Origin of the sequence: Marinilabilia rubra (genome assembly GCF_003121985.1) — a bacterium.
Taxonomy (GTDB): Bacteria; Bacteroidota; Bacteroidia; order Bacteroidales; family Marinilabiliaceae; genus Marinilabilia; species Marinilabilia rubra.
In genome coordinates, this window is the sequence record NZ_QEWP01000013.1 from 68,737 (window position 1) to 95,567 (window position 26,831).

19 protein-coding genes are annotated in these 26,831 nt (G+C 41.9%); 12 read left to right on the plus strand and 7 right to left on the minus strand.

The genetic code is table 11. From position 1 onward, the window contains the following. From DDZ16_RS14935 to DDZ16_RS14955, 4 genes are all read left to right on the plus strand, one after another. Positions 1-1,809: a family 43 glycosylhydrolase gene (locus DDZ16_RS14935; protein ID WP_232526731.1), complete on the plus strand. Its 1,809-nt coding sequence runs from the start codon at positions 1-3 to the stop codon at positions 1,807-1,809. A gap of 449 nt (positions 1,810-2,258) precedes the next feature. Continuing rightward, complete coding sequence (locus tag DDZ16_RS14945) at positions 2,259-3,848, plus strand: glucoamylase family protein (RefSeq protein ID WP_109265293.1); 1,590 nt, start codon at positions 2,259-2,261, stop codon at positions 3,846-3,848. A 217-nt stretch (positions 3,849-4,065) separates the two neighbouring features. Then, a complete protein-coding gene (locus DDZ16_RS14950; RefSeq protein WP_109265294.1) occupies positions 4,066-5,694 on the plus strand; it encodes a sulfatase family protein in 1,629 nt (542 codons plus the stop codon). Positions 5,695-5,825: 131 nt separating this feature from the next. Then, a complete protein-coding gene (locus DDZ16_RS14955) occupies positions 5,826-6,626 on the plus strand; it encodes a carboxylesterase family protein (RefSeq protein ID WP_109265295.1) in 801 nt (266 codons plus the stop codon). 261 nt (positions 6,627-6,887) lie between these two features. Here DDZ16_RS14955 and DDZ16_RS14960 read toward each other — a convergent pair whose 3' ends face one another. Continuing rightward, the gene (locus tag DDZ16_RS14960; RefSeq protein ID WP_109265296.1) at positions 6,888-7,511 is read right to left on the minus strand and encodes a hypothetical protein; all 624 of its coding nucleotides are present in this window, start codon (positions 7,509-7,511) and stop codon (positions 6,888-6,890) included. 132 nt (positions 7,512-7,643) lie between these two features. On the opposite strand from DDZ16_RS14960, the gene DDZ16_RS14965 reads away from it, so the two are divergent. Together DDZ16_RS14965 and dnaB are read left to right on the plus strand one after the other, a co-directional pair. Further along, positions 7,644-8,636: a glycoside hydrolase family 5 protein gene (locus DDZ16_RS14965; protein WP_109265297.1), complete on the plus strand. Its 993-nt coding sequence runs from the start codon at positions 7,644-7,646 to the stop codon at positions 8,634-8,636. Positions 8,637-9,647: 1,011 nt separating this feature from the next. Beyond that, entirely contained in the window at positions 9,648-11,228 is a 1,581-nt protein-coding gene (dnaB, locus tag DDZ16_RS14970; RefSeq protein ID WP_109265298.1) for a replicative DNA helicase, read from the plus strand. Between the two features lie 12 nt (positions 11,229-11,240). On the opposite strand, the gene DDZ16_RS14975 is transcribed toward dnaB, so the two are convergent. The 4 genes from DDZ16_RS14975 to DDZ16_RS14990 form a co-directional block, all read right to left on the minus strand. After that, on the minus strand, positions 11,241-11,933 hold the full coding sequence (locus tag DDZ16_RS14975) for a YjjG family noncanonical pyrimidine nucleotidase (protein WP_109265299.1): 693 nt from the start codon (positions 11,931-11,933) through the stop codon (positions 11,241-11,243). Between the two features lie 74 nt (positions 11,934-12,007). Next, positions 12,008-12,880 (minus strand): Cbp1 family collagen-binding glycoprotein adhesin, encoded by an 873-nt coding sequence (locus tag DDZ16_RS14980; protein WP_109265300.1) that lies wholly within the window; start codon positions 12,878-12,880, stop codon positions 12,008-12,010. Positions 12,881-12,997: 117 nt separating this feature from the next. Then, positions 12,998-13,672 carry a 16S rRNA (cytidine(1402)-2'-O)-methyltransferase gene (rsmI, locus tag DDZ16_RS14985; RefSeq protein ID WP_109265301.1) on the minus strand — a complete coding sequence of 225 codons (675 nt, stop codon included), beginning with the start codon at positions 13,670-13,672 and terminating at the stop codon, positions 12,998-13,000. 9 nt (positions 13,673-13,681) lie between these two features. Beyond that, entirely contained in the window at positions 13,682-14,548 is an 867-nt protein-coding gene (locus DDZ16_RS14990) for a hypothetical protein (RefSeq protein WP_109265302.1), read from the minus strand. A 73-nt stretch (positions 14,549-14,621) separates the two neighbouring features. On the opposite strand from DDZ16_RS14990, the gene DDZ16_RS14995 reads away from it, so the two are divergent. Next, positions 14,622-15,200, plus strand: coding sequence for a thymidine kinase (locus DDZ16_RS14995; protein ID WP_109265303.1), 579 nt, complete (start codon positions 14,622-14,624; stop codon positions 15,198-15,200). Further along, positions 15,197-17,662 (plus strand): bifunctional UDP-N-acetylmuramoyl-tripeptide:D-alanyl-D-alanine ligase/alanine racemase, encoded by a 2,466-nt coding sequence (locus DDZ16_RS15000; protein ID WP_109265304.1) that lies wholly within the window; start codon positions 15,197-15,199, stop codon positions 17,660-17,662. The genes DDZ16_RS14995 and DDZ16_RS15000 overlap by 4 nt, the downstream gene beginning before the upstream one ends. A gap of 248 nt (positions 17,663-17,910) precedes the next feature. Here DDZ16_RS15000 and DDZ16_RS15005 read toward each other — a convergent pair whose 3' ends face one another. Together DDZ16_RS15005 and DDZ16_RS15010 are read right to left on the minus strand one after the other, a co-directional pair. After that, positions 17,911-18,615 carry a Crp/Fnr family transcriptional regulator gene (locus DDZ16_RS15005; protein ID WP_109265305.1) on the minus strand — a complete coding sequence of 235 codons (705 nt, stop codon included), beginning with the start codon at positions 18,613-18,615 and terminating at the stop codon, positions 17,911-17,913. Between the two features lie 90 nt (positions 18,616-18,705). After that, a complete protein-coding gene (locus DDZ16_RS15010) occupies positions 18,706-19,896 on the minus strand; it encodes a M20 metallopeptidase family protein (RefSeq protein WP_109265306.1) in 1,191 nt (396 codons plus the stop codon). A 1,208-nt stretch (positions 19,897-21,104) separates the two neighbouring features. Between DDZ16_RS15010 and DDZ16_RS15015 the strand changes: the two genes are divergently transcribed. The 4 genes from DDZ16_RS15015 to lpdA all read left to right on the plus strand — a co-directional run bounded on the left by DDZ16_RS15015 (position 21,105) and on the right by lpdA (position 26,576). Further along, entirely contained in the window at positions 21,105-22,187 is a 1,083-nt protein-coding gene (locus tag DDZ16_RS15015; RefSeq protein WP_109265307.1) for a DUF1573 domain-containing protein, read from the plus strand. 277 nt (positions 22,188-22,464) lie between these two features. Further along, a complete protein-coding gene (gene meaB / locus DDZ16_RS15020; RefSeq protein ID WP_109265308.1) occupies positions 22,465-23,580 on the plus strand; it encodes a methylmalonyl Co-A mutase-associated GTPase MeaB in 1,116 nt (371 codons plus the stop codon). 13 nt (positions 23,581-23,593) lie between these two features. Then, positions 23,594-24,694, plus strand: coding sequence for a TlpA disulfide reductase family protein (locus DDZ16_RS15025; protein ID WP_109265340.1), 1,101 nt, complete (start codon positions 23,594-23,596; stop codon positions 24,692-24,694). 490 nt (positions 24,695-25,184) lie between these two features. Further along, a complete protein-coding gene (gene lpdA, locus DDZ16_RS15030) occupies positions 25,185-26,576 on the plus strand; it encodes a dihydrolipoyl dehydrogenase (protein WP_109265309.1) in 1,392 nt (463 codons plus the stop codon). Positions 26,577-26,831: the final 255 nt, after the last annotated feature.

The following is a 26,831-nucleotide window of genomic DNA, read 5'->3' on the forward strand; positions in this document are numbered from 1 at the left end:
ATGATGAAGCAATTAAGTCATATACTTGCATCGGTATTTTTACTCCTGGGTTCTGCTTTGCAGGCCCAGGAAATAATACCGGAAACATATTGCAATCCTCTGGATATCGACTACACCTATATGGTTTACAATTCAGCAAAAAATCAATCTTACAGATCAGGTGCCGATCCGGCGGTGGTTGAGTTCAGAGGCGAATATTACATGTTTGTTACCCGCTCGTTTGGCTATTGGCATTCTACCGATCTGGTTAATTGGCACTTTATTAAACCCGAAAAGTGGTTCTTTGAAGGTTGTAATGCACCTACTGCCTTTAATTACAAAGATTCGGTGATTTACTTTGCAGGCGATCCGGCCGGATATGGAAGTATCCTCTATACCGATAATCCTAAAGCCGGGAAGTGGCAACCTACGGCATCTATCAGTTACAATATCCAGGACTCTGAGTTGTTTATCGACGACGATGGAAAAACCTACCTGTACTGGGGTTCCTCCAATGTTCACCCTATCCGTGTAAAAATGTTGGATAAGGATGACCGTTTTCTCGAAACCGGCGTGACGAAGGAGCTGATCAACCTGGTAGAATCTGAGCACGGTTGGGAACGGTTTGGCCAAAACAACTTTCACCCAACGCTGAAAGAGGGCTATATGGAAGGCGCCTCCATGACCAAGCATAATGGTAAATATTACCTTCAATATGCCGCCCCCGGCACGCAATTCAATGTTTATGGCGATGGTGCTTATGTAAGCGACTCGCCACTGGGGCCTTTTGAGTATATGAAGAACAACCCCATGAGCTTCAAGCCCGGTGGTTTTACCAACGGGGCCGGTCATGGCATGACCATGCAACAAACCAATGGGCAGTACTGGCATTTTGCCACCATGGCCCTGGCTTCCAATTCACAGTGGGAACGCCGGCTTTGCATGTTCCCTACCTATTTTGATGATGAAGGGCTGATGCATTCGAATACCCATTATGGGGATTATCCGCGTTTTGGACCTGATCATCCAACCAAACCGGGTGAGCATTGCGGTTGGATGTTGCTCTCCTATAAAGGACGCACCACCGTGTCCTCATCCGAGATGCAGATCCGGAAAAGTACTTCTGACGGGGTGGAGTTTGATATAGTGGAAATGCCTCTGAAAAAAAATGATGAAGGGGAAATAATTTCGGAAGTTCTTACGGATGAAAGCCCCAAGTCATACTGGGTAGCCAAAGCCAACAACGATGAGCAATGGGTGGAAGTTGAAATGAAGGAGCCTGGCAAAATTTACGCTTTTCAATTGAATTTCCACGATCATGAATCCGGTATCTATACACGAGTCGAAGGATTGCGCCATCGCTTTACTCTGGAGGTATCTGAAGATGGAGAAAACTGGGAAACGGTGGTTGACAGAAGTGACAGCTACAAGGATGCCCCTAATGCCTACATTGTGCTCAATCAACCTGTGGAAGGGAAGTTTGTCCGCTACAACAATGTGAAAGTTCCGGGTAACAATCTGGCATTGTCCGAGATTAGGGTATTCGGAAAAGGTTTTGGTAAAAAGCCTGCAGAAGTTAAAGACTTTACTGTCAATCGCGAGGAGGACCGCCGCGATGCTTCATTGTCCTGGAAGCCGGTGAAAGGAGCTCAAGGGTACAACATCCGCTGGGGTATTGCTCCTGATAAATTATATCACTCATGGCTGGTTTATGATGTCAACGAGCATTTTATGCGTTGTCTTGACCGTGATACAAAGTATTACTTCTCAATTGAAGCATTTAACGAAAACGGAATCTCGGAAAAGACTGAAGCTATTGAGGTTGAGTAGCTTAGCTTAGAGGTGTCTCAAAAAGTATAATACTCCAAGAGCGTGTCATCTTGAGCGTAGTCGAAACATCTGTTTATTAAAGGAAAAGATTCTTCGACAAGCTCAGAATGACATCAAATCTGGACTTCTAAGTAGCTGTATGTGACCACTAATATGTTTTTCTAAAATGGTGAGGGTGGTAATGATCTGTTTTTTGATTTTACATTATCCGTCGTCAAAGACGAGAGCTGAAGAACCCCTCGTTGCAAACGAGGGCAGAAGGAGAGAAGAATCGGGTTACTCGCCTTGAACGTTTAATGTAAATGAATAAGGGAAGGTTGTTTTTGTCCCTGAAAGCCTGCCTGCCGGTAGGCAGGGGGCAAATCTTGATAACCCTGGGAAGACCAGATCCAAACACCCCTGGTTCCTGACGGGGGCCAACATTTTTAATCATCAAATTAATCAACACAATGAGATTTTTACTGACAATAATACTGGGTTTTGCAGGTTCCCTTTCCTGCATCCATGCCCAGGATGAGTTTAAGGTTAAAGGCTACGACAGTCATGTAGAACTTAACTGGGATCAGGACGATGAAGTTGACCTTTACCGCATTTATGCAGCCGCAGGGGCAAATGGAGAATTTCAATTAAGAGGGGAGACCAGTGATGATTATTACCTCGACTTTGTCACTGATATAGGGCGCAATATAAAACTGAGCTATAAGCTGGTGCCTGTAATTAATGGCAGCGAACGGAAAGCCATAGGACCTTTGTCGGCATCAGTACGTGACTTTACTGATGAGGAACTCCTGGAGATGGTTCAGAGGTATACTTTTCGTTACTTCTGGGATTTTGGTGAGCCCAATACCGGTTTGTCACATGAGCGTACCAAAAGCAAACAAGGTAATATTATTACCATCGGGGGCAGCGGTTTTGGCGTAATGACCCTTATTGTAGCTGCAGAACGGGGTTGGATAACCCGTGAGCAGGCCGTTGACCGGTTATTGCATGCTACGGATTTTCTTCAGAATACCGCTCGGTTTCATGGTATGTGGGCCCATTGGTACAATGCTGAATCTGGCACTGTTCGCGAGTTTGGCAAGATGGACAATGGTGGCGACATCGTTGAAAGTGCTTTTATGATGCAGGGACTACTTACCGCAAAGCAGTATTTTAATGCTGATAATAAGAAAGAAGAGCAGCTCCGTGAAAGAATCACTCAACTCTGGCATGATATGGAATGGGACTGGTACACCAACGATGGCAATAAGTTGATATGGCACTGGTCGCCCGACTACGGTTTTGCCAAGGATCATGGCATCCGTGGTTACAACGAATGTCTTATTGCCTACATTCTTGGAGTTTGTTCGCCTACTCACCCCATTCCCGAAGAAGCTTACCACAAAAGCTGGGCTGGCTGGGATAATCCCAATTTTGCCAATTACACCGAATACTTTGGCATGATACTGCCACTAGGCAACAAGCGTTGGTATGGTGGACCGTTGTTTTTTGCCCATTACTCCTATCTGGGGCTCGATCCCAGGGGGTTGTCTGATAAATACGCCAATTACTGGGTGCAAAACCGCAGGCATACCTTGATAAACCGTGCTTATTGCATCGATAATCCATATAACTATAAAGGCTATGGCGAAGATTTCTGGGGGCTCACAGCAGGTGATCGTGTGCCTGAGGGGTATACTGCCCATGCGCCGGGGTATATTCGTGATCAGGGAACGGTTACCCCAACAGCCGCACTTTCTTCTATGCCATATACGCCTGAAGAATCCATGAAAGTCCTGAAGAACCTTTACCGAAACTATGGCAAAGAGTTGTGGGGACCTTATGGTTTTTATGATGGAATAAATCTAAATGTCTCGGATAACCCTGAAGATCAGGTGCGCAAGACATACATAGGCATTGATCAGGGCCCTATTATCATCATGATTGAGAACCATCGTTCAGGGCTGCTTTGGGAAAACTTTATGAAGAATAAAGATGTTCTGAATGGCCTTAAGAGGCTTGGGTTTAAGCGATATGGTAAAGAAATTGAGGTGGACTAAAGAGGATCATTACTCCCACTCGTTTTCAACGAGGGGGTGTTTTCAAGTCATCAGTGACGACAGTTTGTTTAAATGTCCATTTCCGGTTTTGACATGAGACTAAACGTGCTATGATTTTAAATAATTACTCTTCTAAGACGAGAGTTAATGAACCCCTCGTTGCAAACGAGGGGTAGAGAGAGTTTCAGGATCCAATAACTTAAAATATTTTATACTGATGAAAAATTTAATTAAAGTTACGACGGTATTTAGCTTTGCAGCAATGCTTAGTTTAATGTTCTCGTGTAAGGCAAAAGAAACCAAACAGGAAAGGCCTAACATCGTCTTCATAATGAGCGACGATCACGCCTACCAGGCCATAAGTGCTTATAGTGATAAATTAATTGAAACGCCCAATATCGACCGTATTGCTGATGAAGGCATGTTATTTACCAATGCTTCAGTGACCAATTCTATTTGTGCTCCATCCCGCGCAACCATTCTCACGGGCAAGCATACACACATTCATGGCAAGGTTGACAACGTCTTTCCATTTGATACCACCAATGTAACGTTTCCCCAGATTTTGCATGAGAATGGTTATCAGACGGCCATGTTTGGAAAGCTCCATTTTGGCAATAACCCTAAGGGATTTGATGAGTTTAAAATACTTCCCGGACAAGGGGATTATTACAATCCCAGGTTTATAACCGATAAGGGCGATACTACAATAATGGGATATGTGACGGACATCATTACCGATTTAACGATAGATTGGTTTGATAATCGCCGCGAAGAAGACAAGCCATTCATGCTTTTCTACCTGCACAAAGCCCCTCACCGGGAGTGGTTACCGGCACCCCGTCATTACAAGGAGTTTACCAAACGCACTTTCCCGGAGCCTGAAACTCTTTTCGACGACTACGCGGGGCGTGGAACAGCTGCCAAGGAAGCTGAAATGAATCTGCTGAAGCATATGACTGTTTCTGCAGATAATAAAATCTATCCCCAATTGGCTAAGGATTTGGGCATTGAAGAGATGTCTGAATGGGGATTCAGGGTCTTTAAAAGCAAGTATAACCGGTTTACCGAGGAGCAAAAGAAAGAATGGGATGCTGTTTATGGCCCGATCAACGAGGAGTTCAGTGAACTCTATCCTAATATGAACGACTCTGCCTATATGCGCTGGAAGTATCAGCGTTACATGCAGGACTACCTCGGATGTATTGCAGCTGTGGATGAAAACGTGGGACGAGTATTGGATTATCTGGATGAAAATGGATTAAGCGAAAATACCATTGTTGTTTATACCTCTGATCAGGGTTTTTATCTTGGTGAACATGGGTGGTTCGATAAGCGTTTTATCTACGAAGAATCGTTCAAGACTCCACTCCTGATCAAGTGGCCTGAAAAAGTCCAACCAGGTTCGGTTACTGATGAAATGGTGCAAAATCTCGATTTTGCGCAGACATTTCTGGAAGCCGCCGGAATTGAAGCACCTGAAGACATGCAGGGAGAGAGTCTGATGCCCCTGCTGGCCGGCCAGCCTGAAAAATGGAAGCGCGATGCTGTGTATTATCATTATTACGAATACCCCGGTTTTCATATGGTTAAATGTCATTACGGAATTGTAACCAAAGACTACAAGTTGGCTCATTTTTATTACGACATTGATGAGTGGGAACTTTACGACCGCAAGAATGATCCGATGGAATTGAACAACGTTTACAACGACCCGGATTATCAGGATGTGGTGAAAGAATTGACCGAAAAACTAAAAGAAACCAGGAAGAAGTACAAAGACTCCAAAGAATTGGATCAATACTATATTCAGAAGTATAAGGATCGTGGTCTGATTAAGGAGTAATATAAGAATTAATCTGCCCTGGCGACATTTACATTTCATGCAGGGCCATGATGCTGCCCCCTTTTGCAACGGGGGGCAGTTTGTGGTTTACAGAGTGAAAATTAAAACAAGCAAAAAAAACATGTTGAACTATGGAGAAATTATTTAAAGCAAATTTTATTGCTCTTTTGCTATTGGCTGGTACAGGTACTTTGCTTGCCCAGGATAACTATAGCAAATATGAAAGAAAAGATTTTATCCGGAATGGTGATACCTTAAAATACCGGATTCTCTATCCTGAAGAGATGAAGCAGGATAAAGAGTATCCGCTGGTGCTGTTTTTGCACGGAGCAGGGGAAAGAGGTGTAAAAAATGAGAGACAACTCACTCATGGAGCTGATTTGTTTGTAGATGAAAATTGGAATACCACCCGTGAGGCCATCGTTTTGTTTCCCCAGTGTCCGCCCGGTATTATGTGGACCAACCGTGAAAAAAAGAAGAACAGCGAAGGCGTTTGGGAATTTTGGTTCCCTTTGGGTGATTCTGCTCCCTGGCCTTCGTTGATGGTTAATCAGCTGGTTGAAGATTTAACAGCTTCGGGCAAGGTGGATGCGGACAGAAGGTATATTATGGGGTTGTCGATGGGGGGTATCGGTACCCTTGAATTTCTTTATCGCTGGCCTGAAAAATATGCTGCGGCTATCTCTGTTTGCGGTGGCCATGATCCGGATTTGGCAGAGACTTATTGCCATGTGCCTGTCTGGTTTTTCCATGGTGGAAAGGATGATGTGGTTCCCCCAATTTACTCTCGACAGGTCTATGATGTATTGAAAAAATGTAATGTGGATACCCGTTATACCTTTTATCCCTATGCCAATCACAATAGTTGGGATCCGGCCTTCAGTGAGCCGGGATTGCTTGACTGGTTGTTCTCATTTGAGAAGGAGAATTAATTTTTTGAGTTCTGTGAAGCAAAAAAAGTGGCTGTCTCAAAAGGATAGAACCCTAAAAGCTTGTCATGTTGAGCATAGTCGAAACATCTGTTTATCAAACGACCTGATTCTTCGTAAGCTCAGAATGACAGCTAATTTGGACTTTTGAGACATTCTCTTTTATGTCTTAAAAGTTATTATACAGGATGTTGGAGGTTTTTTGGAGCTGAAAGTATTAACCTGCTGTGTTTACATTGGAATTGTAGTCAGTAACTCTTAGAATTAATTTTCTTTCCCGGGAAAAACCGAAAACGGCATGTAAATTCCAAGTCTTATTCCGTTTTCCCAGACGTGCTGTTGACCATTTCCCATAAATGAAAGCAAGGAATGCATTCTGGCATAATGGTGAATGGTAAAAGTCCATCCGCTTTTTATTTCATGCTGAAGGCCGTACCCTAATTCAAAACCAATGCCTGCCTGACTGTCAATTTTTGCGTCAGGGCCGGTGTAAACATCCATAATTCCACCTCCTTCAACGAAAAGGAATTTTAAAAACCGGGCTTTAAAAGTAGCAGGAATGGTTATCAGAGAAAAGCTTGAAAAGGTAGGTCTTAGCTCAATGTTGGGATTAAAAGCAGGTTCACTTCTTATCTTTTGATGTGAATATTCCAGTCCGGTTTTGAATTTTAGCCAGTCCTTTGCCATATCCCGTTGATAGCTTAAGCCAATGGAGAAGAACCCCTCCCCATAGGTAGATCCGGCGCCATCAAGAACTTCGGTGTTGATTACATCATTTTTACCGGCAAATGTGAAAGAGACTCCTACTTTTTTATCAGAAATATTTGCTTCCTGGGCTTTGGCGTAGGAAAACAGACTCAGGCAAAAAATTAAGAATATAGTTTTCATAATATTTGAATTAGGTTCAGTAAAGATAGAAGTTTTTGTGAAAAATCAATTTTATTATCCCCTCAAATTGTTTATATTTGTTAAAGTGTTTTAGATACACTTAATTGTCACTCAACTAATTTAGAAGTCCTTATGAAAAGATCAAAAGTTATTATGGTTCTGTCCCTTTTGGTGATAGCCATATCAGCGTTTGCCTGGACAAATGAATTGTCACGCATTTCGGTGGATGGCAATAAGTTTGTCAATGAAGAAGGCGAAACCATCGTTTTTAAAGGTTTGAATATTGCCGACCCTGATCGCTTGGTTAAAGAGGGGCAATGGAAACCGAAATTGTTTGAAGAGCTCGCAGGATGGGGAGCCAATATTGTACGTTTGCCGGTTCACCCCGGGGCCTGGAGAGAATGGGGGAGTGATGATTACCTGAAGTTACTGGATCAGGGTATCGAATGGGCCAAGGCAGAAGGGCTATATGTCATTATTGACTGGCATTCGATTGGGAACCTCAGAACCGATCTATATCAGGCAGATATGTATGATACTTCCATGCGCGAAACTCTTCGCTTTTGGTACACCGTTTCGCGCCGTTATGCTGACGAACCTGCTGTGGCCCTTTACGAGGTGTTTAATGAACCTACGACTTTTAATGGTCAGTTGGGAACTCTTTCGTGGGATCAATGGAGTAATATGGTGATGGATATTATCAATGTGATTCGGGCCAATAGTCCCGATGCCATTCCGTTGGTGGGAGGATTTAACTGGGCTTATGATTTGACACCGGTCAGTGATAACCCGATTCCGGCTGAGAATATTGCTTATGTGGCCCATCCATACCCGCAGAAAAGAGAAAAACCGTGGGTCGAAAAATGGGAGAAAGACTTTGGATTTGTAGCAGAAAATTACCCGCTTATTGCCACAGAAATAGGTTATATGTATCCTGAGCAAAAAGGAGCCCATATACCTTGTCTGGGTGATGAAGAATATGGCAATACCATCACCACATATTTTGAAGAAAAAGGCATTTCCTGGGTGGCCTGGGTTTTTGATCCCGATTGGTCGCCTCAGCTCATCAAAGACTGGGATTATACTCCAACCAGGGCAGGAGAACTCTTCAAAGAAGCGATGTAGAATTTGATATCTAAAGTTGTCGCGGAGACTATTTGAATATAAAAATGAATTCAACAGGTTAAGATAGTGTCAAGTCAAGCATAGTCTGACGGCCCAAGCCTTGCTCTTTCTACCTTTTGCTTCTCAAAAAAAAGACTCACATAGCTACGGCTATGCTTACTTTTTTGTTGATTTGCACAAGGTGAAAAATAGCGGCAGCTTAACCGACATTCTACACTTGACTTGACACCAGGTTTTTTTCGCGGCAACTTTTTTGTTTTAATAGGTCCAAAATGCTTAATAGCCATACCCCCTTCCCAAAAAATGGTATGGTTTGTTCCTAACCGGATTGGCTGTTGTGCTTATTTTCGTCTCCCATTTTTAGAACTAAAACCTATTTTGCCCGCTTTACTGCCCTTATTTCCCAAATTCTGATTGTTTCTTAGTTCATCTGCCAAGTGATTTTTAACTGATCATTCAAAATTAGAGAGGAAAAAGCTGAAATAAGATCACTTGTTGATAAGAAAACTTACTCTGAATAATTTCGTAGTCGATATCAATTGGTATGTTTTTATGTGTCTGCCGATAAGAATCAAAATCCATATTTTCATAGATTATTAAACTATTTGCTGACACAATTTTTTCTAACTTTGTTCCCCTTTTGGCAGAATTCGTATGGGATTGTTTTTATCTTTAGATAGGGACTGCTGAAAAAGTCAAAAGGGCAAAATTTACAAGCCGCCCTATCGAAGGAGTATTGAAATACTTCGAGATTCGGGCGGTGCAGCAAATTTTGTTCTTTTGATTAGCTGTTTTTTTATGATTAATTGCAAAGAAATCCGAGTTTGATGTGGAATAACCTTGCACTTAGGAGTTTGTTGATATGATTTAAAGTTTTAAACGCTAATAAAGTAGGCGTTTTTCAGCGCTCCCTAGATAAAGAGAAAGCGATGTTAGATTGAGTGATTGAACTGCACTAACTCATTTTAAAAAGAATTGAATATTCTATAATAAGACAGAATTAGATTTGTCATGGCTCAGAAAAGTAATTACGGAAATAACAATAAAGGAAAGTCTCCGGCTCAGGTAGATGCCGAAATGGGGAAGATGCCCCCTCAGGCAGTAGAGATTGAAGAAGCGGTTTTGGGTGCTTTGCTTTTGGAGAAGGATGCATTTATTGCTGTTTCCGAACTTCTGAAGCCTGAGTGCTTTTATCGCGAGTCGCATCAACACATCTTTCAGGCTATTTCCAATCTGTTCTTCCACGAGCAACCGGTTGATATTCTTACGGTAACGGAGGAGATTAAGAAAATCGGTAAAATGGATGAAGTGGGCGGGGCTTTTTACGTTTCTCAGCTCACCAGCCGTGTTGCTTCTGCAGCTCACATCGAATATCATGCCCGCATTATCTGGCAGAAGTATTTACAACGTGAAATGATTCGCATCTCCAGCGATCTTCAAACCCGATCGTACGATGAATCTCTGGATGTGAATGACCTTCTTGATGAAGCTGAAAACAGCTTCTATCTGCTTTCGCAGGGGACCATGAAAAAGGAGGTAACCCAGATCGATCCTGTTATTACCGAGTCTATTGAGAGAATTCGCGAGGCGGGTCAGCGGACTGATGGTTTGAGTGGGGTACCTTCCGGGTTTACAGGATTGGACAGGATGACTTCCGGGTGGCAGTCTTCAGACCTGGTTATTATTGCTGCTCGTCCGGCGATGGGTAAGACGGCATTTGTACTTTCCATGGCCCGGAATATGGCCGTTGCCCACGAGCAACCTGTGGCTTTGTTCTCTTTGGAGATGTCTAATGTTCAGTTGGTCAACCGTTTGATTGTGGGGGAAACGGAAATCCCCGGTGAGAAAATTAAAAATGGTAACCTGGCCCCCTATGAATGGGAACAACTCGATTCTAAGATTCACTCATTGATGGGTGCGCCTATTTTTGTGGATGATACTCCGGGACTCTCAGTTTTTGAATTAAGGGCCAAATGTCGACGTCTCAAAAAACAGCACGATATCCAAATTATTATTATTGACTACCTTCAGTTGATGAGTGCCGCAGGGATGAATCCGGGTAGCCGTGAGCAGGAGGTAAGTATGATTTCGCGTTCGCTTAAGGGACTTGCCAAGGAACTTGATGTGCCCATTTTGGCGCTGTCCCAGCTAAACCGTGGAGTAGAAAGCCGTTCCGGGCTTGAAGGAAAACGTCCTCAGCTTGCCGACCTTCGTGAATCAGGGGCAATTGAGCAGGATGCGGATATGGTGTGTTTTATTCACCGTCCCGAGTATTACGGTTTGTTTGAAGATGCCGATGGTTATTCGCTTGAAGGAATGGCAGAAGTAATTATTGCCAAGCACCGTAATGGTGCCACCGGAGATGTCAGGTTGCGGTTCCGTAAGGAATTGGCCCGGTTTGAAGATCCTGAATTACAAAGTTTGCCCTCAGCTGGTGAAGGTTTTGATCCGGGTAATGGTGAATCGGCTCCGATGACGTTTAGTTCTAAAATGAATGAGGAAGATGCAGGGCCTGCAGGAAATAATAAACCTCCGGCCGGCGGAGGTTTTGACGGACCGCCATCCGGGTTTGACAAAGAAGCGCCATTTTAGGTAATTGTGGGCCTACAACCAGTCAATCAGTTCTTTCAGAGCTTTGATTTCTTTAAAGACTTTTTCGTTATGAGCGGTTTCCATTGGGTTGAAAAAAACATGGTCAACTCCAAATTCCCGTGCACCTTTGATGTCATTTTCCAGGCTGTCGCCAATTACAAGGCTTTCAGATTTTTTGGCATTGACTGTTTTTACCACATGTTCAAAGAATTTTTTGTGCGGCTTGCTTACTCCAATGTCTTCGGATATAAAAGTCTTTTCAAAATAGGGGGTTAAGCCGCTGCGCTCCATTTTTGTGTGCTGGGCTTCTTTAAAACCGTTGGTGATAATATACAAATGATATTTTTTTTGCTTCAGGTAGTCAAGTAGTTCAAAAGCATTGGGAATTACATTGGTTTGAAGCGAATTGTTTTTGACAAAATCATCAGCAAAAGCAATAGCCGTAGCCATATCGTCATAATTTGCCTTCAAAAAAGTCTGGTAAAACCGACCTACTTTAACATCTTTCTTAGGAATTCTTCCCTGCTGGTATTCATGCCATAAGTTTAAGTTAATGGGCATATAGATTTCGAAGAACTCGTTGAAATCTTTGAAGTTTCGATTGAGTTTATACTTTTCAAAAAGATCTTTAAGGGTAGCTATCTGGTTAGTGTGGAAGTCCCATAAAGTATGATCCAGATCAAAAAAGAGATGTTTGTATGGCATGATTGTGTGTATAAAAAAATAAGCCCCTGCAGGAATAACTCCGGAGGGGCCTTAATAAGTATAGAAAAGAGCTTTTATTTGGCCTCGACCACCAGGTACTTTGAAATACTCCAAAAGTCATCTTTGTCATTGATTACCAAAGTCTGATTTCCGGAATCCTCCGTTGTGATTGAAAATGAGCCGGCAGGATGAGAAGTGAGAACTTCTGCTTTAGGTTGAAACAACTGAATGCTGTCCGTTTGACGGATATCTATTTCAGCAAAATACTCTTTGTCAAAGTCATCTTTCAGCAATTCGGTTTTACCAAAGAATAAAAATCCCTCCCTGTCGAGGATGTTCTTGTCTTTAAGTTCACGTCTTGAGCCTATTGCGTAATATGCTGTGTACATATCATCTTTAGTCTCTTTGAGTTGCGAACGGGCTTCCTCATTGGCCGTTTTTATGGAATCCAGAGAAATTTCCATGTCCGTGAGCACGTAATTCATGTCATCGATTTCGGCATTTTTCTCTTTAAGCAAAGTATTAAGCTCCCTTATTTCTACATTCTTTTGCTTGAGCTCTTCGTTTAGGTTAGAAACCAATTTGTTCAAACGGCTGGTTTCAACACCCGACTGTTTGAGTTGTTTTTCAAGCGTTTCAATCCGTTCTTTGTTTTGAACCATCAAATCATAAATCAATCTGATGTCTTCGTTGATTTGCTTGGCCGTTTCCTCACCCGATTCACCCTGTTGGGCCTTTAACGCAATAATTTGCTCTTTCTCCTTTATTACGCGTAAGGTGGCTTCAATGTCGCTAATGGTATTGACCATTTGGTTCATCTGCGAATCCTTTTTGGCGGAAAGTTGTGCCAGGGAATCATTTTGCTCTTTCAGCTCTTTACGGCTCGGTCCGGAGTGGCATTGCCAGAAAAGAGGAATGATCATTAATATAAAAATTACCTTTTTCATGTTTCCAGGTTTAAGTTTATGGAAAATATGTTATGGGATTACGCAAAAAATATCCCGAATATTGTTTGGCCCCAAAAGAAAATCTTTAAGTACAACAATACGCTTTACACAAAGGTATTAATCTTTTTGTCCATTGACAATTAAAACAATTTCACCTTTGGGGGGATTTTTTGAGAAGTGCTCTTCCAGTTCCTTAAGACTTCCACGAACAGTTTCTTCATGCACCTTGCTGATTTCTCTGCAAACTGCTGCCTGGCGGCCTGATCCCATAACTTCACCCAATTGCTTAATTGTTTTTATCAACCTGTGAGGTGATTCGTAAAAAACGATGGTTCTGGGCTCTGAAGCAAGCAGTTCCAAACGGGTTTTGCGTCCTTTCTTGACTGGTAAAAAACCTTCAAAGCAAAATTTATCATTAGGCAATCCCGCAGTTACAAGGGCAGGAACAAAGGCTGTTGGTCCGGGTAAGCATTCTACCTTAATACCGGCATCAATGCATTTTCTTACAACAAGGTATCCGGGATCAGAGATAGCGGGAGTGCCGGCGTCAGAGATTAAAGCTGCTGTTTCACCACCTTCGAGACGACCAACTACCTTTTCAACTGCTGCGTGTTCATTGAATTTGTGATGGGCATACATTTTGGTGTTGATTTCAAAATGTTTCAATAGCTTTCCTGATGTACGGGTATCTTCAGCTAAGATAAAATCCACCTCCTTAAGAGTGCGGACAGCGCGATGGGTGATGTCTTCAAGGTTTCCTATCGGAGTAGGAACAACGTATAATTGGCTCATAACAGGATGTTAGAAATATCTGCGTTCCACAATTTCCATGAATCTATGCACTGCTTCATTTTCGGGATCCCAGTTGAAGTTGGCCAAAAGGAAATTCTGGGCATCATTAATGCCATTCATTTCGTTCAGTTGATCAAGTGTCTGGTTCATCAAATCAGTATTGTTTCCGAAAAGCTCACGCTGGAAAAAGAAGCGGTCATTTATGCCCAATGCTTTCTTTAAATCTGAAATTGGAGGTGTAGTAAAAGAACGTTTTTTGCCATTGCCGGTTTGATTTTGGGCGATTCGTTCATTAAAGGAAGACTTTCCGGTACTTAGCTTTTCTCCCAAGACTTTTGATTCTTTCTTGGAGTCCTGTGCCTTTGGGGATTTTTGTGGCTGAGGTTTTTCTGAGGGTTCCTCTTTGGGAGGCTCCTGTGTTGAGATTTCCTCTTTTGGCGAAGAAGTTTCTTGTTCCACCTCAGGTTCTGGCCCCGGCTTACTTTCTTCCTCTTTAGGTTCAACCTTTGCAGTGTCTTTCGGTGTTTCTATGGGTTGAGTTGGTTCTTCAGGAGCCTCTTTATCCTCTGTTACTTCCGGAATCGACTCCTTTAAAGGAGGAACGTCTTCATCTGGCACAAGTTGATTGTCTTCAATTTTTGGCGTATCCTTAACCTTTGCTGAAGCTTTTGAAATGGAAATTTCTGCATCAGCTGGTTTTTCCACCCCGGAAAGTTCTTCAAGCATTTCCAGTTCTTCAAGGATGCTTTTAATTCTGTTGCGACTGAGTTTAAAAAAAGCCTGTGAAAGGTTTTTGTTACCTTTTACTGATTGTATCAGACTGTCTACCTCTTTGAGGTCGTGACTTAATATTTCCAGAAGAGCATCTTTTTCCATAATAGCTTGAGGCCCATTTTTCGTTACATTTGCAAATGTAGTGATTGCAGTGCGAAAATAAATTATTCTTTCAATGTTTCTTGAAAACAAGGTCGATAAGTCAGAAAAACGTGGCTGGATTGAAGTTATTGCGGGTTCTATGTTCTCTGGTAAAACAGAAGAGTTACTTCGAAGGTTGAGACGTGCAGGAATTGCTCGTCAGAAGGTGGAGATATTTAAACCGCTGATCGACAACAGATATAGCGAAGATGCGGTGGTGTCTCATGATTCAAACAGTATTCGCTCAACTCCTGTGGAAAGTTCCGGCAATATTTTATTGTTGAGTTCCAATGTAGATGTGATTGGAATTGATGAAGCCCAGTTTTTCGATAAAGGTCTTGTGCAGGTTTGCAATCAATTGGCCGGACAAGGAATCCGGGTGATAGTGGCCGGTTTGGATATGGATTTCAAAGGTCAGCCCTTTGGTCCAATGCCAAATCTGATGGCTGGTGCTGAATATGTTACAAAGGTTCATGCCATTTGTATGCATTGCGGAGATCTGGCACAGTATTCTTTACGTACTTCGACCAGCGATAAGTTAGTGGAAGTCGGCGCTTCAGGCACATACGAAGCCGTATGCCGTGCCTGTTATCATAAATACTTTAAAAAATGATTACATACTCACTTCAACAAATTGCTGATGCATGTAATGGTCAATTGACCCAAAATGCCGGCTCCTTAGTGTCACGATTGCTAATTGACAGCCGTTCGGTATACGATGCTTCAGAAACTTTGTTTTTTGCTTTGAAAGGGAACCGGCACGACGGACATCAGTTTATACTGCAGCTGTTCAAAAAGGGAGTACCCAATTTTGTTGTGGAAGAAGGAAAGATTCCTGCCGACATAGCCGAAAAAGCCAATTGGATTGAAGTGAAAGATACAAAGTATGCCCTTCAGCAAGTGGGAGCTTTTCATCGTTCAAGGTTTAAAATCCCGGTTTTAGGAATTACGGGAAGCAACGGGAAAACCATTGTTAAGGAATGGATTACCCAAATGATGGGCAGTGATGTGTTCATCGCCAGATCACCGCGCAGTTACAATAGTCAGGTAGGGGTGCCGGTTTCTTTGTGGCATTTAAACGAACAATCGCAACTTGGTATTTTTGAAGCCGGAATTTCTTTGCCGGGGGAGATGAAGCGGTTGAAAAATAGTATTATGCCCACATTGGGACTCTTTACAACTCTTGGTCCTGCACATCAGGAAAACTTCTCGTCTCTGGAAGAAAAACTGGAGGAGAAATTAAATCTGTTTGAAGGTGTGGAAGTCATTTTCTATGGCTGTGATCAGGAGATGGTAGATGAAAGAATGATTTCTCGTTTTTCTGAAAAACAGCTGCTAACCTGGGGGCGTGCTGAAAAGGCTGCTCTGCAATTGATTTCCCAAGCTGAGGTGGGGGATCAGATGAGGTTGGGACTAAAATGGAAAAAGGAGCATTTTGAAATAGCCATCCCATTCACAGACAGGGTAAGTGTTGAGAATGCCTTACCGGTGATTTTGTTTTTGCTTTACAGGGGTTATGACAAAGAAACTATAAAAGAACGAATGGCCACGGTGGTAGCGGTAGGCATGAGGCTTGAGCAGAAAGAAGGAATCAATAATAACCTGTTGATTAATGATACTTATAATGCAGATTTTACTTCACTGGAGGTAGCCCTTGATTTCCTGGTACAGCAAAGCCGGAAAAAGGGAGTGGCACGTACCGTCATCCTGTCAGATTTGTTACAAACAGGCATTCCGGATCACGAACTTTATCCTTTGGTTTCAACACTTATAGAAGAGAAGCAGATTGACCGGTTTATTGGGGTTGGGCCCTCATTAATGAAATATGCCTCTCTTTTTGAAAAAAGTGCAGGCTTTTTCGAAACTACAGAAGAGTTGCTTCACGCTTTGCCTTCCTTTCATTTTAGTGGCGAAGCTATCTTGCTTAAAGGTTCACGGCGGTTTAGCTTCGAGCGCGTTGTCAATCGCCTGGAGTTGAAACGTCATGCTACGGTCATGGAAATCAATTTGGATGCCATGGTTCATAACCTGAATCAATACAGGAAACAATTGGGCCCTGAAACCAAAGTATTAGCTATGGTCAAAGCTTTTTCTTATGGCAGTGGATCTTACGAGATAGCTGCGGCGCTTGAACATCAAAATGTAGATTATCTGGGGGTCGCTTTTGCGGATGAGGGGATGGAGCTTCGCCGGGCAGGCATATCTACGCCCATTATTGTAATGAACCCCGAGGAAAAGAGTTTTGGGCAGATGATTGATTACAATCTTGAACCGGAGATCTATAATTTCAGGGTGCTTGAGGCGTTCAATTCTGTAGTGGAGTCTGATGGGCCTGGTTTGGTACCGGTTCATATAAAGATTGACACCGGTATGAACCGGATGGGCTTTCTTGAATGTGAAATGGAAGAACTCGTCCGGAGATTGAAAAAAATGCCCGCTTTAAGGGTTAAGTCAGTTTTTTCGCATCTTGCCGGAAGTGGTGATGAAACTCACGATGTATTTACTTTCCAGCAAATTCAGAAGTTTGAGCAAGCCTGTAAATATCTTCAATCAGAGCTGAATGCAGATTTTTGGATGCATATTTTAAACAGTGCAGGAATAGAGCGGTTTCGGGATGCAAAATTCGATATGGTCCGGCTTGGCATCGGTCTCTATGGATTTGGGGTTGGAGAGCTTGAGAATTTGAGGAATGTCGTGACCTTAAAATCTTATATTTCACAAATTAAACCTGTGGCCAGTAATGAAACCATTGGATACAACCGCTCGGGAGCACTACCCCGGGATGGCTTTATTGGGATTGTTCCTGTTGGATATGCCGATGGCTTGAATCGCCATTTGAGTAACCGCAAAGGAAAGATGATGGTAAATGGACGGCTGGCCCCGATAGTAGGGGATATCTGCATGGATATGTGTATGGTCGATATTACAGGAATTCAGGCCGATGAAGGAGATGAGGTGGTTGTTTTTGGTGACGATTATCCGCTCACTAATCTGGCAAGGCAACTGGATACTATTCCTTACGAAATTCTGACCAGCATATCCAGAAGGGTTTCAAGAGTTTATTTTAAAGAGTGAGTGGGAAAGATGAGAGTAACCAAGCTATTCAATCTTCTTTTTTTAAGCCTTATGCCACAAACAATCCTTCAATGTTCTTTTAAGGCTGATATGGTTCAAAAGCCTTATGATCTCTTTTGTGCCTTTTGTCGAATGGTCTGGACATAATTCAAGGTTCAATGAATTATTTCTAACATCTATGTCCTAACCTCTAACTTCTTTTCTCTAAAATGCCTCATATGGTTTAATTCTTATTTGGTTTCGTTTAACTACCCCAACCTTGAAATACGCTCCAGTTTCTGTTCATCCAGGATCCTTATAATGCGGCCGTCTACAGTTAATGCTTTCTCCTTTACAAAAGTGGTTAAAGTCCGGATGGCATTAGAAGCTGTCATATTTGAGAAGTTGGCCAGGTCTTCCCTTGAAAGGTAAATGCCAAGGGTATGTCCATCGGCTTCATAACCGTAAATGTCACGCAATACCAATAAGCTCTCAGCCAGTCTTCCGCGAATGTGCTTTTGAGTCAAAGATACAGTTCTGAATCTTGCAAAACCAAGTTCGGTGGCAAATGATTGGATGATGTTCATGCAGAGGTCATTATTCGACTTCATTAATTTCATGATCACATCCCTGGCTACATGGAAAATTACGCAAGGTTCGAAAACAACAGCTGAAGCAATGTGGGTTTCGTGAGCAAAAAGAGCCCGGTAGCCAATGAATCCGGGACCACTGGCCATTCTTACGATTTGGTCGCGCCCCATCATTCCCTCTTTGTAAATCTTTACCTTACCCGAGCCAATGCATAAAAGCCCTGTCGGCCGTTCACCCTCCTGATAAATTATTTGGTTTTTACGATATCGAAGTGTGGTGTGATTGGTCAATAAATATTTTTGTTCCTCGGGCGTCAGCACATTAAACAGCTGAGGAATATCTTTGATTGTAGGTTCTCTGAGTGTCCCTTTTTTAGTCCCCATTTTTCTGTCTGTGTTCTATAACTATGTTTTAAAACATACAAAGTTATAAAAAAGACTATTATTAAACATCGAAAATTGAATGTTCATAAATTATTTCTTATTCAGGAAATTCACAGCGAGCCAGGAAAGCATTCCGGTAGCGACTTCCAGGCCTTCTTCATTGATATTCAGTCCCGGTGTGTGTAATGCCCCGGTAGATTTTCCGGATTGCGCCACACCAAAACGGTAAAATACTGATGGGAACCGGTGTGTGTAATAGCCAAAATCCTCTGCTGTCATGCGAATATCCATCTCTTCAACTGAGTCTTTATCCAGGTAATCTTTTGCTAATCCCAGTGCGTCCTTGGTGTATTGTTCATGGTTATGTACCACCGGGTAACCATCCTTTATGTCTACAACACATTCTGCACCCATAGATTTTGCAATGCCGGAGGCCATTTCTCTGATCTTATCTTTGATTTTTGACCGCCACTCCTCATTCATGGTTCGCAGGGTCCCTGCAATTTCCACTTTTTCGGGGATTATATTAGTGGCGCCCAGTCCCTCAATCCTTCCAAAAGAAAGTACTGTGGGAATATTGGCCGGAACCATCCTGGCAACAATCTGCTGCAAAGAGACAATGATGTTTGATGCTATCAATATGTTGTCGTTGAGGGTGTGTGGTAAAGCTGCATGCCCGCCTTTCCCTTTTACTGTCAGATAAACCTCATCGCCTGAGGCCATGTACATGCCGGGTTTAAAACCTACCTGTCCTGCCGGCATGTCGGGTAAAACATGTTGGCCGATTACGAGATCCGGCTTTGGGTCATCAAGTGCTCCTTCTTCCAAAAGGAGGCTGGCTCCTCCGGGGAATTTTTCTTCACCGGGTTGAAACAGCAACAGAACTGTCCCATTCCATTGCTCTTTTATCTGATTCAAGACTTGTCCAACACCCAAAAGAGCTGCAGTGTGAGCGTCATGTCCGCACGCATGCATCACTCCCTTGTTTTGAGAGGAGAATGAAAGGCCGGTATCTTCCTGAATAGGCAGAGCATCCATGTCAGCTCTCAACGCCACGGTTCTGCCTTCTCCTTTTCCGCTGATGGTAGCTAAAATACCTGTTCCGGCTATGCCTTTTTTGTGCGGTATTCCCATTTCCGTCAATTGTGCAGAAACATAGGCTGAAGTTTCATTTTCCTCAAATGACAATTCCGGATTCTGATGAATATGCCGGCGATGGGCTATAATTTTTTCCAGATTCTCTTTGGTGAGCGTTTTTATCGATTGTTTTAAATCTTCCATCTTGTTTGCATTTCTTTTTTGGGTTATTGGCAATGGACCTTGTCAGCTTCAGGTCTGTTACCAATACTTTGTTTAATGACAAAAGTAAATTGGCAAAAAATTGCTAAGCCCGGATAATTCAGCAATTAATTCTGTCTCTCCCAGATTGTTAAGTTTCAGTGAAAACTTTTTTAAAAGTTTAATTTCCCCGAAACAATTTAGGGGCAGGTTATTCAGGTCGGGGTAAAACTGAACTTCATTCATGTTTTCGATAGTTAATGATTTGTTTAGGCAAGAATAACCACAAAGGTAGTGGTTTCATACGATATGATAAAAAGCCTTATTCATGCCAAAAAAATGGATGGTTGATATCAGAATAACTTGTTTTATTCATGAGTTTTCGTAACAATACTCCGTTATCCCGATGGTTCGGGATTGTAAAAGGCTATAAAACAATTTTTTAGAATTATAAGCATTATTGTTTTAAAACCCTGTTTATTAGTGTTATATGGTTCGTCTTAAATCTTACCTGACTGCCGTAAGGCAGGTATCTAAAAATCTAACGATCTATTGCGTAATGAAATGTTCAAATATCAAAAAATACAAGCAACTGCAATCAAATTTGGAACAGGAGAGAGTAACCTGTTTTCAAGTCTGATTTGATGAGGACACTGGTGTCTTGCAGATAGTTGGACATTGTAGTAGCTGATTTTTCAATAAATCAGGATAGAAACCTCTAATTGATGATTGCTTAAAATGCCAGAGTTTTATATCAATACTCCGTTAAACGTTTTTAAAAGGCTATAAATCAACTTTTTGGAATTATACGCATGATTGCTCTAAGGCCCTGTTTATTAACACTATATGATTCATCTTAAATCTAATATCTAAAAATCTAACGATCTATTGTTATATACTCTGAGAAAAAAGAAGATAATTGTTAATAATTGAAAATCATCTGTGTTAGACTCTGGCTTGGCATGATTTTGGAGATGTTCAGGAATTAAAATTATTATTAGCTTTGTGGTATTGCAATCATCAGAAAACCCTAAAACTGTAATATTCAATTTTTGGTTTTATTTCAGGTAGCTTGATTTTAAGTTGTTTTATGGCTGCAATAAAAACTTAGTCGAAACTATTTAATGAAAGGAAACACATAAAAATGCCCAGAATTAGAGGGATTTGTTGCATGTTTAATCCTTTTAAGTACAATAATTAAAATAAACACAATGAATAAGTTATTTCTTGTTTTAATTTTTACATTTTTGGGAGCTTCTGCCTTCAGTCAAAAGGATAGGGCCCAGGCCGAATTTAAAGAGGAAGTTTATAATTTTGGGGAAATTAAAGAAGATGGGGGTAAGGTTACCCACTCATTTAGTTTTACCAATTCAGGAGGTCAGCCTTTAATTGTACACAATGTTCGTGCTTCCTGTGGTTGTACCAGTCCGGATTGGACAAGGCAACCGGTTCAGCCGGGCAAAGAAGGCTTTGTTAAAGCTACTTTTGATCCCCGAAACAGGCCGGGGAATTTTAATAAATCAGTTATTGTAACCACAAATGGAGAGAAACCTACCATTGTACTCCGGATAACCGGAAAAGTATTGCCAAAAGAAAAAACAATTGAGGATATTTACCCCAGGAAGATGGGAAACATCCGTTTAAAGTCCTCACATCTCTCTTTTACCCGTATAGCTCCCAAAGAAGTGAAAACTGAAGAATTAGATTTGGTTAACAGCTCTGACGAAAAAGTGCGTGTCGACTTTGAGGGGATTCCTGAACATTTGTCAATTAAAATGGTTCCTGAAACTCTAAACCCGGGACAGGAAGGTAAAATTGTTGCTACTTACGATGCTTCCATAAAAAATGACTGGGGTTTTGTTGTGGATCAGGTTTATCTTAAAATGAATGGCCAAAGCAATCGCCGAAACCGTCTAAGCGTTAGTGCTACCATTGAGGAAGATTTTTCTAAATGGACAGACGAGGAGATGGCTAAAGCTCCTGTTATTGAGATTGACGATCGTGTCTTTGATTTTGGTGAGATTGAACAGGGTAAGAAAGTCTCCCATGCTTTTATGATTAAAAACAACGGGAACTCTAAACTTATTCTCAGAAAAATAAGGGCTTCATGCGGATGTACCGCTATTCAGCCTGAGAAAAAAGTAATAGAACCGGGTGAAAGCACCAAGCTTGTTGCTCAGTTTAATTCAAGGGGCATGAGTGGACGCCAGAATAAATCGGTTACTATTTACTCCAACGATCCGAAAAAAAGCACCTTGTTGTTGAGATTAACCGGATCTGTTGTAAAGGAGTAAAAAGAAAAATATGACTGGACGTTGCCCGAACAGATTTTTATATTTGTGGTTCCTGCAATGTCAATTAAATAGAAGTGTCTGTGCATAAAGTACCATTTGCGTCGTTACGCTTGCCGCCAAAATACTCATCCCAAAGCATCGGGACTTCGTTTTTGGCGACTTCGCTAGCCCCCGAAGAAAAATCTGGGCAGGCTTTGCAACTGTGACTTTCTGATCAGACACGAGATAACAAATACACTATCCCGACTTTATAGACGGGCACTAAATAGTTTGAAAAATGGATGTCTGGGACGGACAAAAACATATAGAAAACGATCCTGCCTATAAAGGGCTCAATGTCAATAAAGGAGTGGAGAGTTTGCCTTCAGTTAATCCTGATGCTGCAAAGCGGTTCTTGGGGCGTAAGCGCTCCAAACTGAAGGTAGAGGACTATGTTAAAGGCATTTTGGATGGTGATGTGACCATCCTGAGCCGGGCTGTCACAATGATCGAAAGCAATAAACCTGAACATCAGGCGGTGGCCCAGCAAATAATTGAGAAATGTGTGCCTTATGCAGGGAAATCTGTAAGACTTGGAATCACCGGAGTTCCCGGAGCGGGAAAAAGTACTTTTATTGAAGCCCTGGGAATGCATATTCTTAATGATGGTGGAAAACTAGCAGTTCTGGCCATCGATCCCAGTAGTGAAAGGTCAAAGGGAAGTATCCTCGGGGATAAAACCCGCATGGAAAAATTGTCAGCCGAAAAAAATGCTTACATTCGTCCTTCCCCTTCTGCCGGTTCGCTTGGAGGAGTTGCCCGGAAGACAAGGGAGACGATCATATTGTGTGAGGCTGCCGGCTTTGATACCATTTTTATTGAAACGGTTGGTGTGGGACAATCTGAAACTGCAGTTCATTCCATGGTTGATTTCTTTCTTCTGCTTATGCTGGCAGGAGCAGGTGATGAACTCCAGGGCATTAAAAGAGGTATTATGGAGATGGCCGATGCAATTGCAATCAACAAAGCTGATGGGCAAAATGTCCAGAAAGCTCAGATGGCCAGAACCGAGTATCGAAATGCATTGCATCTGTTTCCACCAACTCAATCGGGATGGATTCCACGGGTTGAAACATGTTCTGCCCTTTTGGATGAAGGAGTGGATGATGTTTGGCATATGATTTTGGAGTATGTCAATAATACCAGGGAAAATGGCTTTTTCAAAGCTAACCGGAGAGAACAATCAAAATACTGGATGTTTGAAACAATCAACGAACAGTTGAAAAACAGTTTTTATCAACATTCAGAAATAAAGAATGAATTAGGCATTTATGAGCAAAAGGTTCTTAATGATGAAACCAGCTCATTCATTGCTGCACGGGAATTACTTGATAAATACTTTGATAAACTATAATGATTATTTTTTTATGAGAAAATTTGCTTTTTTGTTTTTGATTTGCGTTGCAATGCTGACATCTTGCGGGAAAAACAACCAGTACAAGGTGTCTGGTAATTTAGACGGCGTAAGTGAAGGGGAAGCTGTTTTACAGAAGATTGAAACTGCCGGTCCGGTAGCTGTCGATACTGCTGAAATAGTGGATGGATCCTTTAATTTTTCAGGAACTGTGGAACATCCCGAACTTTACCTGATTTATGTGAATGACAACAAAATGCCTATAGCCTTTTTCCTTGAGCAGGGCGAAATAAGCATTAGTGCTAATGTTGAGAATATGCAGGAAGCCGAAGTACAGGGCGCTGCTCTCAATGCCAAATTTAATGAATTTAACGACTCTATTCCTTCTAATGACAGAGCCCAGAATCTTCAGCAGGAGTTTATGGCTGCCCGTCAAAGCGGGGATCAGGAGAAGATGCAGCAATTAGCGGCTGAATACCAGGGTATCATGCAGAAGCAACAGGATTACTATCGTGATTTTGTTTTTGATAATACCGATAATGCTGTGGGTGCTTTTCTTGCTATGAATATGGCCAATTCACTTGAAGTTGCTAAATTGGAAGAACTTGTGGCTTCATTTGAGGAGAGCATTCCGGGACACCCTTATCTTCAGCAAATTAAAGATATGTTGGAGCCTAAGCAAAAGCAGGAAGCTGCTGAAACTGCTATTCAGGTTGGAAAAGAGGCTCCCGGCTTTACCCTTACCGATATGGATGGCAATGAGATAAGCCTTGGAGACTTCGAAGGAAAATATGTGTTATTGGACTTCTGGGCTTCATGGTGTAAGCCATGTCGCAATGAGAATCCTAATATGGTTAAGGCCTATAAGCAGTTTGGTGGTGAAAACTTCGAAATAGTAGGTGTGTCACTTGACAAAACAAGTGAGCCTTGGTTGAAAGCTGTTGAAGAAGACAATATTACCTGGACTCAGGTTCATGATCCAGACGGAGATGTTGCCAATACGTATGGCGTTCAGTCTATCCCGTTTACGTTGCTTCTGGATAAAGAGGGTGTTATTGTGGAAATGAACCTTAGAGGAGAAGCATTACAGACAAAACTGGAAGAAGTCTTGTAGCTTACTCTTTTGTTATAATATTGAAGCCGGATCGTTATTGCAGCGATCCGGCTTTTTTTGATCGGATATGTAAGATAATACTCCGTTATCCCGATGGTTCGGGATTATAAAAGGCTATAAATCAACTTTTGTAGAATTACATATATAATTAATTAAAGTGTTGGTTATTAGTGTTATATGGTTTGTCTTAAATCTTACCTGACTGCCGTCAGGCAGGTCTCTAAAAATCTAACGATCTATTGTAAGAGGTATTGAGATTGTTTTTGCTTGACTTCAGGATTAATCAAATATTTAGTAATATTGAAAAAGAAAGGATGTTTTGAATCCGGGTCTTTCTGCCTGTTTTTGTGCCTAACATCGGTTGATCCAATAGGTTGTTTGCTATTTTTAAGGGGCTTTCAACAAAGATTCCAATCAGTTGTTTAACCTACGACCCAATTAAGCAGAAATAATTACAATTTCAAATATTTATATCAAAGTAAATAGAATTATGAATTACGATCTCATTGTTATAGGAAGTGGTCCGGGTGGTTATGTAGCTGCCATAAGGGCTTCGCAACTGGGAATGAAAGTAGGTATTGTTGAAAAAGCCGAGATAGGTGGAGTTTGCCTCAACTGGGGGTGTATTCCTACCAAGTCTTTGTTAAAGAGTGCTCAGGTTTTTGAATATCTTAACCATGCTCAGGATTATGGTATTAGTATAGATGGCAAAGCAACTGCTGATTTTTCAGCCATGATAAAGCGAAGTCGCGATGTTGCAGCAGGCATGAGTAAAGGCGTTCAGTTCCTGTTCAAAAAGAATAAAATTGAAGTTATTGAAGGCACCGGAAAGCTGACAAAAGATAAAAAGGTAGAAGTAACGAAGAGTGGCGGAAAGAAGGAAACGGTGGAAGCCAAAAATGTTATTCTGGCAACCGGGGCCCGTAGCCGTCAACTTCCCAATTTGCCACAGGATGGCAAAAAAATCATTGGTTACCGTAAAGCTCTGAGTTTGGACAAACAACCTGAAACAATGGTGGTTGTTGGATCAGGAGCCATTGGCAGTGAGTTTGCTTATTTCTATAATTCTATCGGAACCAAGGTGACTTTGGTTGAATACCTTGACAATGTGGTGCCTCTGGAAGACGAAGAAGTATCCAAGCAACTTGGGCGTTCATTTAAAAAGTCTGGCATTAAGGTTATGACCGGCTCCGAGGTGACCAGTGTAGATACAACTGGCGATAAAGTGAAAGTGGTGGTTAAAACCAAAAAAGGAGAAGAAACCATTGAAGCAGATATTGTTCTTTCAGCTGTTGGTATTGCTCCTAATATTGAAGATATTGGACTGGAAGAAGCCGGAGTTGAAGTAGAGAAAGGCCGTGTAAAAGTTGATGAGTATTATCAGACAACAGCTAAAAATGTTTACGCCATTGGAGATATTGTACCCGGACAAGCTCTTGCGCATGTTGCCTCTGCCGAAGGAATTTTATGTGTTGAAAAAATTGCCGGCATGGAGGTGGAACCATTGAATTATAGCAATATTCCGGCCTGTACATATACCACTCCTGAAGTGGCCTCTGTGGGTATGTCTGAAAAGGCTGCCAAGGAAGCCGGATATGAGTTGAAGGTAGGAAAATTCCCCTTCTCAGCCAGTGGAAAAGCCAGTGCTGCCGGTCAAAAAGAAGGTTTTGTGAAGCTGATTTTTGATGATAAATATGGTGAGGTGCTTGGAGCTCATATGATTGGTGCCAATGTGACTGAGATAATTGCCGAGATTGTGGCTGCCCGTAAGCTCGAAACCACAGGTCATGAAATTATAAAAACTGTTCATCCACATCCTACCATGTCAGAAGCTGTGATGGAAGCTGCCGCTGCAGCTTACGATGAGGTGATTCATATATAATTCCAGCAAGAAAACTCATGTTTTTCATCTGTTTTTGCAAGAGGGCGTCAAGTGCAAGGCTTGCGATGTCTGAAAAGCAGGAGTCCCGAATGCTTCGGGATGACTGTATTGAAGACAAACATTGAGTTTACCCCGACCCTTCGGGGAAGCAATTGTCGTTTTTTTGCAAACGCTATATAATACTTTAGCAATAATTATTAGTATTAGATTGTTTTGAATAAGAAAAGGCAGAGAGTTTTTTACTACAACTTTCTG